At 52.5% G+C, this 15167-nt stretch carries 13 protein-coding genes and 1 other RNA gene; 9 read left to right on the forward strand and 5 right to left on the reverse strand.

The window, feature by feature from the left end:
• Nucleotides 1-230: 230 nt before the first annotated feature.
• The 5 genes from ssrA to RIC05_RS02675 all read left to right on the forward strand — a co-directional run bounded on the left by ssrA (nt 231) and on the right by RIC05_RS02675 (nt 5860).
• Nucleotides 231-597: a transfer-messenger RNA gene (gene ssrA / locus RIC05_RS02655) on the forward strand.
• Nucleotides 598-683: 86 nt separating this feature from the next.
• On the forward strand, nt 684-1289 hold the full coding sequence (locus RIC05_RS02660; protein WP_350046278.1) for an SspB family protein: 606 nt from the start codon (nt 684-686) through the stop codon (nt 1287-1289).
• A gap of 188 nt (nt 1290-1477) precedes the next feature.
• Nucleotides 1478-3094 carry a fumarate hydratase gene (locus RIC05_RS02665; protein WP_350044018.1) on the forward strand — a complete coding sequence of 539 codons (1617 nt, stop codon included), beginning with the start codon at nt 1478-1480 and terminating at the stop codon, nt 3092-3094.
• Nucleotides 3095-3266: 172 nt separating this feature from the next.
• Nucleotides 3267-4187, forward strand: coding sequence for a DMT family transporter (locus tag RIC05_RS02670; protein WP_350046277.1), 921 nt, complete (start codon nt 3267-3269; stop codon nt 4185-4187).
• A gap of 239 nt (nt 4188-4426) precedes the next feature.
• A complete protein-coding gene (locus tag RIC05_RS02675; RefSeq protein ID WP_350046276.1) occupies nt 4427-5860 on the forward strand; it encodes a methyl-accepting chemotaxis protein in 1434 nt (477 codons plus the stop codon).
• Between the two features lie 15 nt (nt 5861-5875).
• On the opposite strand, the gene RIC05_RS02680 is transcribed toward RIC05_RS02675, so the two are convergent.
• A complete protein-coding gene (locus RIC05_RS02680; protein ID WP_350046275.1) occupies nt 5876-7003 on the reverse strand; it encodes an AbrB family transcriptional regulator in 1128 nt (375 codons plus the stop codon).
• A gap of 240 nt (nt 7004-7243) precedes the next feature.
• Here RIC05_RS02680 and RIC05_RS02685 point away from each other — a divergent pair, with 240 nt between their 5' ends.
• Nucleotides 7244-7870, forward strand: coding sequence for an alpha/beta family hydrolase (locus tag RIC05_RS02685; RefSeq protein ID WP_350046274.1), 627 nt, complete (start codon nt 7244-7246; stop codon nt 7868-7870).
• Nucleotides 7871-7936: 66 nt separating this feature from the next.
• Here RIC05_RS02685 and RIC05_RS02690 read toward each other — a convergent pair whose 3' ends face one another.
• A complete protein-coding gene (locus tag RIC05_RS02690; protein ID WP_350044023.1) occupies nt 7937-8332 on the reverse strand; it encodes a VOC family protein in 396 nt (131 codons plus the stop codon).
• 36 nt (nt 8333-8368) lie between these two features.
• Complete coding sequence (locus RIC05_RS02695) at nt 8369-8806, reverse strand: VOC family protein (protein WP_350046273.1); 438 nt, start codon at nt 8804-8806, stop codon at nt 8369-8371.
• Between the two features lie 124 nt (nt 8807-8930).
• Here RIC05_RS02695 and RIC05_RS02700 point away from each other — a divergent pair, with 124 nt between their 5' ends.
• The 3 genes from RIC05_RS02700 to RIC05_RS02710 all read left to right on the forward strand — a co-directional run bounded on the left by RIC05_RS02700 (nt 8931) and on the right by RIC05_RS02710 (nt 12617).
• On the forward strand, nt 8931-9635 hold the full coding sequence (locus tag RIC05_RS02700; RefSeq protein WP_350046272.1) for a helix-turn-helix transcriptional regulator: 705 nt from the start codon (nt 8931-8933) through the stop codon (nt 9633-9635).
• A 337-nt stretch (nt 9636-9972) separates the two neighbouring features.
• Nucleotides 9973-11835 (forward strand): putative bifunctional diguanylate cyclase/phosphodiesterase, encoded by a 1863-nt coding sequence (locus RIC05_RS02705; RefSeq protein ID WP_350044026.1) that lies wholly within the window; start codon nt 9973-9975, stop codon nt 11833-11835.
• Between the two features lie 170 nt (nt 11836-12005).
• Nucleotides 12006-12617 carry a hypothetical protein gene (locus RIC05_RS02710; protein WP_350046271.1) on the forward strand — a complete coding sequence of 204 codons (612 nt, stop codon included), beginning with the start codon at nt 12006-12008 and terminating at the stop codon, nt 12615-12617.
• 21 nt (nt 12618-12638) lie between these two features.
• Here the strand turns inward: RIC05_RS02710 and RIC05_RS02715 are convergent, their stop codons facing one another.
• Together RIC05_RS02715 and RIC05_RS02720 are read right to left on the reverse strand one after the other, a co-directional pair.
• A complete protein-coding gene (locus RIC05_RS02715) occupies nt 12639-14702 on the reverse strand; it encodes a SpoIIE family protein phosphatase (RefSeq protein WP_350046270.1) in 2064 nt (687 codons plus the stop codon).
• Between the two features lie 4 nt (nt 14703-14706).
• Nucleotides 14707-15012, reverse strand: coding sequence for an STAS domain-containing protein (locus tag RIC05_RS02720; protein WP_350046269.1), 306 nt, complete (start codon nt 15010-15012; stop codon nt 14707-14709).
• Nucleotides 15013-15167 lie beyond the last annotated feature (155 nt).

A 15167-nucleotide genomic window follows, 5' to 3' on the forward strand; every position in this document is an offset into this window, starting at 1 on the left:
AAAACCGCAGGAAGATATACATCTTTCAAGGTTTTGCGACAAAGCAGGCCGTGCAAATCCGGGTGATCCGAAGGACAACTGATATAAGAGAAAACTCTGTGTCAAATTCCTTGACCGGGGATCACCCCGCTCGGCGGTCTTTTCCGAGTGTTTTCTCTTATATCCGTTGCCGGGGCGGTCATGTGAATGAGTTTGGATCCTAAGGGCTTTGTAAAAACTTTTTCCCGATTCCCCTTGTGAAACGGGTGGGTTTTGACCTATATAGGGCCTGTCGGGGCAACCCGTCTACGGCGCTAAACTGCGTGACAGAATAGGCTTTACGGACCCGGGGGCGGTACCCGGCGGCTCCACCATTATTTTGTTTGTCCGACTCAGGCAAACTTCGTGGGGCCGAAATAGGATCGACGTGAGCAGTAAAAGTCAATGTGGGCGCTCGGCATGGTACCACCGCATCGGGCCAATGTTTGTAAATGCAAACGACAACAATGCTCCGGTTGCTGTTGCTGCGTAAGCGGTACTAGCACCAAAGCGAAATTCCGGTTGCCGGGAGCGGTAATTTGGTGGGGGACGGGGCACCTAGCAACAGAACGCCCCACTCTTGTATTTCTTTCCAGCTCCGTTATGAATAGAGTTTAGGGATCAAACCCTGATCGAATGCGTTGTGATGTAAACAGCGTGATCAAATGCTATATTATAATGACGGGCTGGACCGCACATTGGCGGTGTGCCCGCCAGATACAGGATTACTGATGCAGAACCCGGAAGAATTCCGTTACGATCTTATGGTCGATCAAGCGCTGCGCGGCGTGGTGAAAGACATTCTTGCGCGTGTGGCCGAAGAAGGCCTTTTCGGCGAGCATCATTATTACATCACCTTCCAGACCAATCATCCCGGCGTTATGTTGCCCGAGAATCAGCGCAAAGCGCATCCTGACAACATCACTGTTGTCTTGCAGCACCGATTCTGGGATCTGAAGTCTGAAGACGATCATTTTTCAGTCGGCATGAGCTTTGATGGCATGCCTACGACTTTGGTTGTTCCGTTTGATGCGATGCTGGCCTTTGTCGATCCGTCCGCCAACTTCATGCTGACCTTCAGCGTTGAAGAAGAAATGGATGACGACGATTTCGCCTATGACGAAGATGACGATCTTGATGCCGATTTGCTTGACGGGGATGAAACCGCACCGACCCTGGTTGCCGAACCATCGAAATCACGCAAAAAATCCAAACCGGATTCGAGTGAAACCGGCGAGGTCATTGCACTGGATGCATTCCGCAAAAAATAACGATTTTTAAAAAGGGTGGATTTATTCCGCCCTTTTTTTGTACCCGAACCAACGGTGCGTTCGCGCATTCCGGTTTCGATATGCAGGCATGATCCTAATGTATCGTGGAAATTCGACGCGTTTGGCGCTAAGAACAGCCACATAAAGAACAAACCCACCTTGTTTTTGAGAGAGACGAGAGCCTTCCCATGAGTGATTTTGTCTATAAACCCATGTTCGAACAGGGTAAGGACACCACCCCGTATCGCAAGATCGGGGATGAAGGTGTTTCGACCGTTGACGTTAATGGCGAGACCTATTTGAAAGTCGAACCCGAAGCGATTGAGAAACTGACCCTTCAGGCGTTTTTTGATTGTTCGCACCTGTTGCGTCCGGGCCATCTGGCACAGCTTCGCAAAATCCTTGATGACGACGAAGCCACCCCGAATGACAAATTCGTGGCGATGGATCTTTTGAAGAACGCATCGATCGCATCGGGCGGGGTTCTGCCGATGTGTCAGGATACCGGAACGGCAATCGTCATGGGCAAACGCGGTGGCAAAGTCATCACCGATGGTTCCGATGAAGAAGCGCTTTCCAAAGGTATTTGGCAGGCCTATCAGAAACATAATCTGCGTTTCTCGCAGGTTTCCCCTGTTGATATGTTCGAAGAAAAGAACACCGGGTCGAACCTGCCAGCCCAGATCGATCTCTATGCGACCAAGGGCGATGAATATAAATTCATGTTCATGGCCAAAGGCGGCGGGTCGGCCAACAAAACCTTCCTGTTCCAGCAGACCAAAGCGCTTTTGAACCCTGAAAGCCTGCGCAAGTTTCTTGATGAGAAAATTCGCACATTGGGGACCTCGGCTTGTCCGCCCTACCATCTGTCGATTGTGATTGGCGGGACGTCTGCCGAAGCCTGCCTTAAAACCGTTAAAATGGGATCTGCGCGTTATTATGACAGCCTTCCGACCGAAGGCGGTGAACATGGTCAGGCCTATCGTGATCTTGAATGGGAACAGAAGGTTCTTGAGATGACCCGCGAAATGGGCATCGGCGCACAGTTTGGCGGCAAGTATTTCTGCCACGATGTGCGCGTGATCCGGTTGCCGCGTCATGGCGCAAGCTGCCCGGTTGGTCTGGGTGTGTCGTGCTCTGCCGACCGTCAGATTCTGGGCAAGATCACCAAAGACGGTATCTTTATCGAGGATCTTGAACATGATCCGGCGAAATACCTTCCGCAGGTGACGGACGAGCATCTTGATGACGAAGTGGTCAAGGTTGACCTGAACCGTCCGATGGATGAAATCCGCAAACAGCTCTCACAATATTCGGTCAAAACCCGTCTGTCGCTGACCGGGACGGTTATTGTGGCCCGTGATATTGCGCATGCCAAAATCAAGGAACGCCTTGATGCGGGCGAAGAAATGCCGGAATACCTGAAAAATCATCCGGTCTATTACGCCGGTCCGGCCAAAACCCCGGAAGGCATGCCTTCGGGTTCGTTTGGTCCGACCACGGCGGGGCGTATGGATGCCTATGTTGAACAGTTCCAGGCCGCTGGCGGTTCGTTCGTCATGCTGGCAAAGGGCAACCGTTCCAAGCAGGTCAAAGATGCCTGTAACAAATATGGCGGTTTCTATCTTGGCTCCATCGGTGGTCCGGCTGCACGTCTGGCGCAGGATTGCATCAAGAAGGTCGAAGTTCACGAATATCCGGAACTTGGCATGGAAGCCGTCTGGAAAATCGAAGTCGAAGATTTCCCTGCCTTCATCGTGATTGATGACAAGGGCAATGATTTCTTCTCTGAATTCGGCATCTGATTTCAGAGCGATTGCCAATATGACGAAAACGGCGCAGGGGAAACCTTGCGCCGTTTTTCATTGGGCACAGAGCCTATGCATAGCTGACCCGTGGTCAAGGGGCTTGCGTCAATTTGGGGCACATGGTCTGTTTCAGACCAAACCAAATCAAACCCTTACCGGATAAATTGATATGTCTGAAACTTCCGCGCTTCGTGCTACCAGTGCGACGGAAAGCCGCTTTGTCGGTGTGACATCTGCTCTTGCCACTGTCTGCATCTGGGCGGGGTGGCTGATTGCCACCCGCTATGCCATGACTTCAAGCTTTACAGCCGTTGATATCGGCCTTTTACGCTTTGTCGTGCCGTTTGTTCTGTTATCCCCCATCTGGATCAAAAAAGGCATCTGGCCCAAAGGGTTGTCGTTGATTAACGGGCTTATGATGCTGGCAGGATCTGGCGCGTTTTATACCCTGATGGTTGCCAGCGCGTTGCAATTCGTACCGGCCAGTCATGTGGGTATTTTATTGCCCGGTGTGATGGCCGTCTGGGCGGTTCTGATTGCGGTTGTCCTGTTTGGTGAACGTCCGGGGAAAGTCCGCATTGCCGGATATGGTGCAGTGATTGTTGGCGTCTTGTCGTTGGTTGCCCTGAAACCGGCAGGTGAGATCAGCAATGACATGTTGCTTGGTTATGGTCTTGTATCAGCGGGTGCGTTTATGTGGGCGTGCTACACCCATGCCATGCGTCAAAGCGGGCTGGGCGCGCTTGAAGCCGCATCCTTTGTCGGTTTCTGGTCCTTTGTCATTATGGCGATCATCGCACTTTTCACCGGCACGACATTGGGCGATGCGCCAAGGGGGGATGTGATGATGTTGCTGACCGCACAGGGGCTTTTGGCGGGCTGTGTGGCCGTGATTACCTATGGTCTTGCTGTGCGTCATATCGGATCGACCGGGGCATCGGCCTTTGGCGCGATGACACCGGCACTAACCGCGCTTGGCGGTGTGATCGTGTTGGGCGAAGCAAGTAACCTTGCCCTTGTTCTGGCAGTGGTTCTTGTGATCCTTGGCGTGATGACGGCATCTGGTGTCTTTCGCCGGGCGAAGGCATAAGCCGTTCACTAAAAACACATTTTCCGAAAGTGTCCTCCCCTAGGGATGCCATATTTTGGATAAACTTTACCGCGCATGCGAAAGGCCCTTTTCGCGTGTGCGGTATTACGCTAATGTAACAGGATGTGAAGGCAACGACGCCATTCACATCCCGATTGATCGGCAGGCAACGAGGCTTGCGCAACGTGTTTGGACTTCCGGATGGAAGGCCGACCTGTTTTAGCCTCGGAGTACCCAATATGTTTGCCGGTCTTATTCGTTCCATTTCCCCCGAAAATGACCAGGATTTGCGTCGTGCAAAAAACAGCACGGGGCTTGCCGATATTTTGCGGCTGTTGCGCAAGGTCAGTTCGGTTGCCGACGCGGCAAGTGCACGGAACGATGCGATTTCCGATATCCTGAATGCGGTTTGTGATTACTGCAAATGGCCGGTTGGCCATGCCTATTTGCGCGACGGCGATCAATTGTCATCGGCAGGTATCTGGTCAATCAGTTCTTCGATTGCGGCATCGACAATTGCCGAGTTTCGAACCCAGTCTGAGCAAACCGTTTTTGCCTTGGGGCAGGGGCTGATTGGATCGGTTGCGGCCAACGGGGCGGCGGTTTGCATTGCCGATGTGACGCAAAAGGACGGGTTCTTACGCGCCGGTTCTGCCGCCCGTAATGGATTGCGCGGCTGCTTTGCCTTGCCGGTCAAACTTGCCGGACGGACCGAAGGGGTGATTGAATTTTTCAGCCCCGATGTGGCTGAGCTGGATGACGAGATCCTTGAGCTTCTTGGGTTTGTTGGCGGGCAGGTTGCCCGTGTGCTTGAACGCGAACAGATATTGAAATCACGCGAACAACTGGCATCTGATTTCGAAAGTCAGGTTCAAGGCACGGTCGGGATGCTGGGCGCTGCGGTCAGTCAGATGCGCAGTGCGCTTGATGTTTTGGGTGATAGTACCGATCAAACCCGCACCTGCAGCGATGGCATTGATCGGGCCGCCCACCGGGCCCTGTCACGCATTGAAAATGTCGCCGTTCAGATGGAAAATCTGAAAGATCAATTGGTGGTCGTTGGCGCAGATGCCGCCGAAACGGTTAAAACCACCCATGAAATTGGCCGTCAGGCCCGTGATATGCGCGATGGCTTTGCGACCTTGCAAGATCGCGCTGCCGATGCGGAAAAGATGTTGTCATCGGTTGCGGCAATTGCGGCACAGACCAAGATGCTGGGTCTAAATGCCTCGATCGAGGCGGCACGTGTTGGCGAGGCGGGCAAGGGATTTGCCATTGTCGCCAAGGAAGTCAAAGCCCTTGCCGGGCAGTCTGCCAGTGCGACCGATGAAATTTCACGCTGGATGACCTCGATGCTCGATGCGATTGCCAAGGCGGGCAGCGATATCGAACAGATCGCTGTTGCCATGGATGATCTGCAAACCCGCGCAGAAGCAACGGCGTCTCAAACAGATCAGCAGGCCGGGATTTGCATTTCTGTGGCATCGGATGCCGATGCCGCCGTCGGCGAAGCCCGCTTGGTCGGGGAAAGTGTTGTCGAAATCAGTGGTGCAATCAAGCACACCGATACCGTTTCAAACGAACTGGGGCATGCTGCCAAAAACTTGGAAGCGCAAGGGGCGGAACTCAGCAACCGGGTCGAAGGATTTGTTGGCAAAATCCTTGTGATGTAGGGGTGTTATGCCCCTCTATAGGTCGCTTTTGGATACTGATGGCAGATGGGCTGTGCGCTTTGCCACCCATCGGGCAAGGGGCGGCCCAAATGCCAGAACCATAAAGAACCTTGTAGCCTGCAAGACCAAGATAAAGGACAGATCGACATTGGTGCTGGCGGCAATGATGGCGACCGAATCAAGTCCGCCGGGGCTTGTTGCCAGATAGGCGGTAAGCGGATCGACATCCAAGAAAATCACCAGCAATGCGGAAATCCCGGCGCAAAATCCGATCAAAACGACAATGGACAGCAAAACCTTGGGAAAGGCATGTGCCGCATGGCGAAGTACGGGCGGGGTGAATTTAAGCCCGATCACCCAGCCGATCATGGCATAGGTCAATCCAAGGAACCATTCGGGTAAAACAACGTCAAGAACGCCGCTGACATGCAAGATCATGGTGACAATGATCGGAACCAACAGTGGTCCCGACGGCAGACGTGATTTTGCCCCGATAAAACAACATGCTGCTGCAAGACCAAGTGTGATGGCAAAGCCGCCAAGATCAAACGATGGGAACCAGTCGTGCGGCCCCATTGCAGCAAGCAGGGCGGGATCAACCCAGAAATTGGCAACGCTTGAGGCCACAGCCACCACAATCACCACCCGGACATATTGCATAAAGGCGACAAGGCGGGCATCGGCGCCAAAGGCCTCTGCCATGATGACCATTGCCGATGCAGCCCCCGGTGATGATCCCCAAATGCCCGCTGTACCGGGTAAAACCTGTTTAACGCACAGGATCCAACCGAGAAAGCTGCTGGCCAGCAAGGTTATGGTCGCCACACCAATGATCAGCGGCCAGTCCTGTGCAAAGGATGTCAGGATGCCAATGGTCATTGATCCACCGATCATGGTGCCAAGAATGGCCTGCGCGCCAAGATAAAGCGGCTTGGGCGGGGTGATGGTCGCGCCATTGGTACCCATGAAAATACCAATGACCATGGGCCCGACCAACAGGGATGCCGGAACGTTCCAGTGATGCAACAGTACCGAAAATGCCAAGGATACCGAAACCATGACGCCCCATTGTGCGGCTTTGGGCAGGCGACCTAGGCGTTCTTTTGGCGGAAAAACAGGGGCTTCTATGTGATCTGGTGACACGAATATTGGCCTTTGCAAAGAAGGAAGGCGGATTATCGCGGGTGGCGCGATTGGGTGGTGTGCCGACGTTTGGGGCGTGTCGGCGGGGCAGGTTTGGTCATTATAACCTTATAATCATTCGGGAATCGAGACTTTGCGAACTGGCGGTCACGCAAAACAGCCCTGCGCCAATGATTGCACTTGGACAGATGATGGCAAGTTTCGTATGTGTAACAGGATCGAATGTGCCGGGAGTTTCAAGTGATAACCGATGATCAGATTGAATTCCTGTTTGATGGTGATGAAAACGCAAAGCTGACCATCGTTCTTGCCCATGGGGCAGGGGCGCCGATGGACAGTCCGTTTATGAATGAAATGGCGGGAGCTATTGCCGATAACGGGTGGCGGGTTGCGCGGTTTGAATTTCCCTATATGGCCAAGCGCCGGAGTGATGGCAAAAAACGCGGGCCGGTTTTACTGGACTTCTTTGGTGAGGTTGTGCGCCAGCTTGGCGATCCCAACCATCTGATCATTGGCGGCAAATCCATGGGTGGGCGCATGGCCAGCATGGTTGCGGATGACCTTGGGGTGGCGGGGCTTGTTTGCCTTGGCTATCCGTTTCATCCGCCGGGGAAGCCTGAAAAATTGCGTACCGATCATTTGCTGGGCTTGAAAACATCAGCCCTGATTTGCCATGGCACCCGCGACCCGTTTGGCAAACCCGATGAAGTGGCAGGATATGGTTTATCGGATGCCATCAAACTTCACTGGGTTGAGGATGGTGAACATGATTTCAAACCACGCAAAAGTTCAGGTCGAACGCAAAGCCAGAACATAACCGATGCCGCCAAGACGATTTCGGACTTCGCCAATGTCATGGTGAAATGAGAAGCAGCCCGCCAATTGACGGACTGCTTCGTTTTCATGCAGGGGAAGAAGATTGGGTGTTCTTTCCTAGCCGTTGGGAAGATGGCAAACGGCTTCGATATTCACCCCGTCCAGATCAATAATGAAGGCTCCATAGTAATGTTCCCCGTAATGCGGACGTAAACCCGGTGCGCCATTATCGATACCACCAGCTGCAAGGGCAGCCGCATAAAAGGCATCAACGCTTTTACGATCTTTGGCCTTAAAGGCGACGTGGCTCATATGCCGGTCGGCCTTCATCAGGCCGCCAATCCAGAATTCGGGGCCGTGTTCGGTTCCGAAACCTGCGAAATCGGTGGTGCCTGTGGTTTTGGCATCTTCTTCATACTGGATGCCAATCCCCAGTGGGGCCAAGGCCATTAGATAAAAGGCCTTTGATTTCTCGAAATCGGAAACTGGCAAGGAAATGTGATCAATGATCATGGGGCATTCTTTCGTGATTTTTGGGCGCGAAGGGGCTTAGGCCAAGATAGCTTGGGCGTCGTCGAGAAAGTGCTGGGCATATTCCGGTGCGACTTCACCATTCTGACTGGCGACATCAATCCGAACCCCGTTGGGATCAAGCAGGGCAAAATGGCGTTGCCCCCATGGTTCATCACGCAGATCAACAGCAAATTCAAAACCGGCAGCACGCAGTTCATCAGCGGCGTCAGATGCATCTTCGACTTCAAGGCACATGACACTGCCTTCGCCCAAGGTGGCGGAGTGGAAAATGGCAGGCTGAGTATCATGACCCGGTTTCATCAGACCCAACTGGACAGATGGAAAATCTGACCAGACAAGCTGGCAATACCATTCGCCGTCAAAGACCGGGGTAAAGCCGAGTTTCTTGTAAAAGGCGCGGCTTTGGGTGAATTTTTCGGTGATAATGATTGGATATGAGTTGGTGACTTTCATCGTCATGCTCCTGACGTTGGTGTTTGATCCTGTCCCGATTTCTGCATGGTTGCACATCCCTCCTGACAGGAGCCTGTCAGGAGCGTTATGATAATTATCAGGGCAGGATGACGAAGGAGCGATCATGAGAAGGGCCGACCGATTATTTCGCCTTGTTCAAATCTTGCGCCGCCGCAAACTTTGCCGTGCACGTGATTTGGCCGAGGAACTTGAAGTTTCCGAACGCACGATTTACCGTGATATTCGCGACCTTGCTGCATCGGGTGTCCCGGTCGAGGGCGAGGCGGGGGTAGGCTATATCCTGCGCGATGGGTATGATTTACCACCTTTGATGTTTGATGCCGACGAGATCGAAGCATTGGTGGTTGCCGCCCGGATGGTGCAAAGTTGGACCGATCCGCAAATGGCGCGTGCCGCGGGCGATGCCCTGACCAAGATCGAGGCCGTTTTACCGGAAAAAATGCGCGGACTGATTGGCGGGGTGCCGATTGCGGTGGCCGAGATCGCACAGGAACCAATTGCGATATCCATGCCCGATTTGCGCCGCGCGATCCGCGAGCGCAATCTTATTGATATTGATTACACCGATGCCAAGGGGGATCATACCAAACGCCGGGTCTGGCCTTTGGGGATGTTGTTTTTTGGCAGCACGTGGCTTTTGGCGTGTTGGTGTGAGTTGCGCGAAGCATTCCGTGTTTTTCGTGCCGACCGGATTGTCATCATGGAAATTTCAACCAGTAAATTCCGGCCCGTTCCGGGGCGTTCATTGCGCGATTATCTGATATCCGAAGGAGTCGAAGGCGAGATATTGAACAATATTGGTCGCTAACAGATTGGTTCGTACCGATTGACAGCTTTGTGCGTCTTTGACGGCCCGTTGGGCAGGATTGCAGCAGGTAATAAAATAACTTTCTGCCGGACTCTGCGCGATTAAACGGATCAATCCGGCCTGTATATCCATCTATACATGGCAAATTTACCTTTTGTATGACGAATAGGTGATGAAGGTATGTTCTCTGCCGCGTTTTCTGTGTAGTCTTTTGCTATGGTAATGAACGCATTGGGTTTTTGATACCGTGGCTTCCGGTTCTTTTTGGCAAGGATTTGCCGACTTAATCAAGATACAGACCGAAAAACCTGAGCTGATCCGTGCTCAGGTAGAGGCGTTGTCACGTTTGATTCCGGTTCTATACATGCTGTTGCTGGCCAACGCAGTGGCACTTGCCTACACCCATTATGGGATCGCGCCAGACTGGTTGACAGTTTATGCCGTTATCATTCTTGGCGTGATTTGTGTGGTGCGGGCTATTTCCTGGAGCCGGGCCAGTGTGGTTGTTGACGATATTGATGCCTGCATCCGCAACCTGAAGCGAATTAGAGTAATGGCTGCGGTTATTGCCGTACTCTTTACGACCTGGGCAATCACGATGTTTGGATATGGTGATCCTTATCAGCAGGGTCATGTCGCATATTTTATCTCGATTACGGTTGTGGGCTGTATCTTTTGTCTGGTGAATTTCCCACCAGCGGCCTTGTTGGTTGTCGTGATTGTGCTTGGCACATTCGTTCTGTTTTTTGGATTTAGCGGCAACGAAGTTTACGTCGCGATTGCCGTCAATATGGCGCTGGTGTCGCTGATGATTATTCAAATCATCAGAAGTTATTATGCCAACTTCTCCGGTCTGGTTGATACGCAGCTTGATCTTGAAAATCAGCACCAGAGAACAATTGAATTGTCGCGCCAGAACGAAGCATTGGCGTTGATTGATCCTTTGACTGGGCTTTCCAACCGGCGTGCCTTTTTCGTGACCCTTGATAAGACCGTCAAAGGGGCTCAGGCGACAGATCGGTTTGCTGTGGCGATGATTGATCTTGACGGGTTCAAACCGGTCAATGACGTGCATGGTCACCCGATAGGCGACGAACTTTTGATGCAGGCAGGCGAACGTCTGCGGCGCATTTTGGGGGAAGATACGCTTTTAACTCGTCTGGGCGGGGATGAGTTCGGTATCCTCCTGACCGAGTATAAAGATGCCATTGATCTGATCGAAATGGGCGGGCAGCTTTGTGCGGCATTAAACCGTCCCTTTGCATTAAGTGGGGTTACGGTTCAGGTGTCGGCATCCTTGGGGCTTGCGACCTATCCGACGGTGGCGCGCAGTTCGAACGGGTTGTTTGAACGGGCGGATTTTGCGTTGTATCACGCCAAGAAAAACTGTCCGGGCGAAGCTGTGTTGTTTGCAGCCCACCACGAAACTCTGATCCGCCATGATTCCCAGATTGAACAGGCCTTGCGCAAAGCGGATCTGTCCAAAGAATTGACCCTTCATTATCAACCGGTTTTCGACACAGATACGGGGAAGGTCAATTCGGTCGAAGCCTTGGCGCGTTGGGACAGTGATTTGATGGGCCGCGTGTCGCCGGGCACGTTCTTTCCTGTTGCTGAAAAGACCGGTCAGGTCGGTTTCCTGACCCGCGTTTTGTTCGAAAAGCTGTTGGTCGATATGGCAACATGGCCGACGGATGTTTCGGTGTCTTTCAACCTTTCAGCCCGCGATATCGTATTATCGGACACGGTGGAATGGCTGATTGATGAAATCACAGAGCATGGCATTGACCCAAAACGGCTGACATTCGAGGTGACGGAAACTGCGTTCTTACGTGATTTCGCCGCAGCCCGTACCAGCATTCGTTACTTGCGCACACATGGTGCGCGGATTGCGCTGGATGATTTCGGGATTGGCTATTCCAGCCTGCGCTATGTCCATGAACTGGAATTCGATACGCTTAAGGTTGATCGAAGTTTCGTCACCCCCTTACCGGTCAATGAACGCAGCCGCCGCATTGTTAAGACGGTGATTGATATGTGTGCCAATCTTGGCATCGAGTGTGTGCTTGAAGGCATTGAAACGGAAAGTCAGCGCGATGCGATCCATGCATTGGGCGGCCGATTGATGCAGGGGTATTTGTTTGCCCGCCCTAGCCGTGAGGCGGTGTTTACCCCGTTGCATCAAACACTTAAATCCTGATTTGATCCCCAAGCCGGTTTGTAACTTTTCTTGGCAAGATGTCAGAAGGTGCGACTCGGTTAATCTTCCTGCAACCAGATGGCGGTAATCTATGTTCCGCGGGACCATCAATACGTTCACCTTGATGCGTTAATCGGTCCCGAATTTTGGCGGGAACGGGACATTCGGCAATGTCATCGCAGACACAGATTTCGCAGCCATTTGAAATGGCCATCACAAGCGAGATTGATCTTGCGCCTGAAATTCGAAGTCGCCTGCGGCATCTGGTTGACAGTTTGCCCGGCCAACCGGCACGACTTCGGGTCTTAGGGCATGTCCTGCTTGATCTGGGCTTAAGCGAATTGGCGTTGAACGCCTTTGGCCGGGCTCTTTTGCTTGATGATCTTGATGCTGCGACCCATTTGGGGTTGGCGCGCACCTATACCCAGACAGGGCGGCGTGAAACGGCACTCGAACATCTTGAAATCGCGATCAGCCTGCGCCCGGATGCCCGTGAATTGCGCGTCTTGGCCGCCGATCTTGTCGGATGCCGGGATAAAATGCGCGCCCTTGATCAATTGGGCACGGTTCTTAGCCATGATCCCGATCATGCGGGTGCGCGCAAAGGGCTTGCCAATTTGGTTCGCACGGTGATCTCAGGACGGATTGCCGCCAAACGTGAGATCGTGGTCAAAGATCGCGCGGAAGTCATTGTCGATCATTCGACATTTGTCTGGGGCGATGCAGAGCCATTTGGCGATATTGTTCTATCATCACTTACCCGCGGGCGCTACGTTTCCTAGGAAAATGCCGGTGCGCCATATTCAGGTTGCGCTTGGAACGGCCGCAGATTGCAGTGATACGATTGTGAAATCGTCAGAAAGCTGTGCCGGGGCGCGATCCATGAATTGGTCGGCGATCTGTGCAGCCAAGTCGACTTCTTTCCCACCTTCCAGAATGGTTTCACGCAGCATCGTAAGAAGTTTTTCCTCGCTCAGGAATTGCCCGTCATCAAGAGTGGTTTCGATCAGGGCATCACTGTACAGCAACAAAAAGCTGTTCCGGTCGAAGGGAACTTTGCGGTTTTCATAGCGCGCATCGCGGATCACCCCAAGCGGGAGGCCCGTCCCGTCAAGATAGCGTGCTTCGCCCGTGGCGCTGTTGCCTAAAACCGGTGAGGTGCAAGCCGCACTGGCATAGGTGAATGTATTCTCATGACGATCAATAATGCCATACAGCATGGTGGCATATTGACCAACGGGCAACAGTCCCTTGAGGTGACGGTTAAGGATCTCAAGATATTCGCCTGGATCCCTGTCGCGCACTTGTTCCGACCAAATAAGCGAATGCAGGCGGAATGTATTAAGTGCCGCCCCCAATCCATGTCCGGCAAAATCAACGATGTAAACGCCAAGCTGGTAGGAATTGATGGGGACCAGTCCCCACATGTCACCGCCCAGTTCCGAAGACATCTGAAAAGTTGCGCTGATGCGCATGCCGTAATCAATGCCGGTGCCGCGGTAATGTTCTGGTGCAGGGTTAAGGTTTTCTTGCATGTCACGGGCAAGTTCAAGTTCGGATTGGGTCCGTTCCTGATAGGCTTGCAACTGTTTGACCAGCAAGCGATTTTCAAGATGGATTTTTATGCGTGCAATCAGTTCCGCCTTATTGAGCGGCTTTAAAATAAGATCGGTCGCGCCATCAGTGAAGATCCGTGTTCGGCCCTCATTTTCTTCAAGTGCTGTTTGGGCAATGATGGGTATTTCGGCATAAGCAGGATTTGCCCGAACGGCCTTACAGACGCCGTAACCGTCAAGTTTTGGCATGATGATGTCGAGGATGATCAAATCAGGGGAATGTTCCTTGATTTGCGCCAAGGCATCTTCGCCATCCTTGGCAAAAACAAGATTTGTATAGCCATCTGCGCGCAAATAGGACGCGATAATTTCACGCGACAACATTGTGTCATCTGCAATCAGAATGGTCGCATTCTTCGGATTGCGCAGTTCCCCGTCTTGTCCGTGACCATCGTGTTCTTCCAGATTAGTCAGGAAAGTAGGATCGGCGGGCAAAATGTCGGTTTGGTCATGAGAAAATTCGAGTTCAATAGTCCGACCGCCGCGCGAAAAATTCACGGAATGGCATAGACTTCGGACCAAGGGTAGACCACGGCCGAACGTCGTTTCATGGGCGGAGACATCCTTGATTTCTTTTTTGTTCGGGGGCGTGAAGCCGTTGCCCTGATCATGAATGGAAATAAGGAGATGACCGTTTTTTCGTCTGCGCGCCGTCAAAACCATGGCACGGGCACCATGCTGATTAGAGGCAAGGCGGCGTTGGGTTTCTTCGCCTAACTCGGTGAAGCTGTCCATCGAAAGGTGGCCGCGTGTATTGAGCTCAAGATTGCCGTGAAGAAGTGAGTTCGCAAAGGATTCCTGTACCGCCATCTCAACCGTCGGGGCACTTTTTTCGCTAATCAAGCCACGGTGACGCAACGCAGTTACGAATTTGCGTGCAATTGGCAGGTGATAGGCGCATCGCGTTGAAAGGCATACCGTTAGCGCATTTTTGGGTGCGTTTTTCGGGGATACCAGCGGGGGTAGATCGCCCAGATCCATTCCAGGCGAGCATGCGATAAATATTTCGCAATTCAAACGGATCAAGCTGCCCAGCCAGTCGCGGTTGACCTGCGCGGGCAAAAAGCAAACCGAGTAACGTTTGTTTTGCGGAAAGTCTTCGGGGGTTTGGCCGGTTACGTATTTTACGGCAATCTGATCTGGCTGTTCCCAGATGATGCCATTGGCAAGCATGCGTGCCACACTGTCTCGCGTCAGAGATTGCGCAAGGGCAACCGAATGGTTTGTGCGGCTTTCGCTGCCAACGGCCATCAATTTAGTCTTCCAGTTTGAACAAGGTGTCGAAACGGGCGACTTCCAGCATGCGTTTGACTTGTCCCTGTGCGCCTTTAAGGATCACGGTGGTGTTGGACTTTTCACCTTCATCACGGGCGAGCAGCAACATGCCGAGCCCGGCAGAATCAATAAATTCTATCGCAGTAACATCCAGAACATGCGTTTCTGCCTGATGGGTGCGCATTTCTTCGATCAGTTTGCGAAAACTGGAATGATCACCAAATGTAAAGCGGCCACTAAGCTCAACCGTCGCTGTGCCATTGGCGAATTCTGTCTTGTAGTTCAATTTTAGCTCTCCTGACAGCTTGTAACGCCGTTAAACTATGCTTTTTTAACCATAATATGATTGTGTATGGTTTGGACAGCCACTGCAAGACTGTTAGCAGTTGTGACAGGCACAGCTCTATCGGTATGTTAGGTCAAGTCATGAGTGGCTATATC

Source organism: Thalassospira sp. (assembly GCF_040218635.1).
GTDB lineage: Bacteria > Pseudomonadota > Alphaproteobacteria > Rhodospirillales > Thalassospiraceae > Thalassospira.

Bases quoted from the DNA above. Each gene is read 5' to 3' on its own strand.
- RIC05_RS02690 (WP_350044023.1), bottom strand. From the start codon at position 8,332: ATGATCATTGATCACATTTCCTTGCCAGTTTCCGATTTCGAGAAATCA.
- RIC05_RS02700 (WP_350046272.1), top strand. From the start codon at position 8,931: ATGAGAAGGGCCGACCGATTATTTCGCCTTGTTCAAATCTTGCGCCGC.
- RIC05_RS02715 (WP_350046270.1), bottom strand. From the start codon at position 14,702: ATGGCCGTTGGCAGCGAAAGCCGCACAAACCATTCGGTTGCCCTTGCG.
- RIC05_RS02660 (WP_350046278.1), top strand. From the start codon at position 684: ATGCTATATTATAATGACGGGCTGGACCGCACATTGGCGGTGTGCCCG.
- RIC05_RS02710 (WP_350046271.1), top strand. From the start codon at position 12,006: ATGTCATCGCAGACACAGATTTCGCAGCCATTTGAAATGGCCATCACA.
- RIC05_RS02665 (WP_350044018.1), top strand. From the start codon at position 1,478: ATGAGTGATTTTGTCTATAAACCCATGTTCGAACAGGGTAAGGACACC.
- RIC05_RS02695 (WP_350046273.1), bottom strand. From the start codon at position 8,806: ATGAAAGTCACCAACTCATATCCAATCATTATCACCGAAAAATTCACC.
- RIC05_RS02670 (WP_350046277.1), top strand. From the start codon at position 3,267: ATGTCTGAAACTTCCGCGCTTCGTGCTACCAGTGCGACGGAAAGCCGC.
- RIC05_RS02675 (WP_350046276.1), top strand. From the start codon at position 4,427: ATGTTTGCCGGTCTTATTCGTTCCATTTCCCCCGAAAATGACCAGGAT.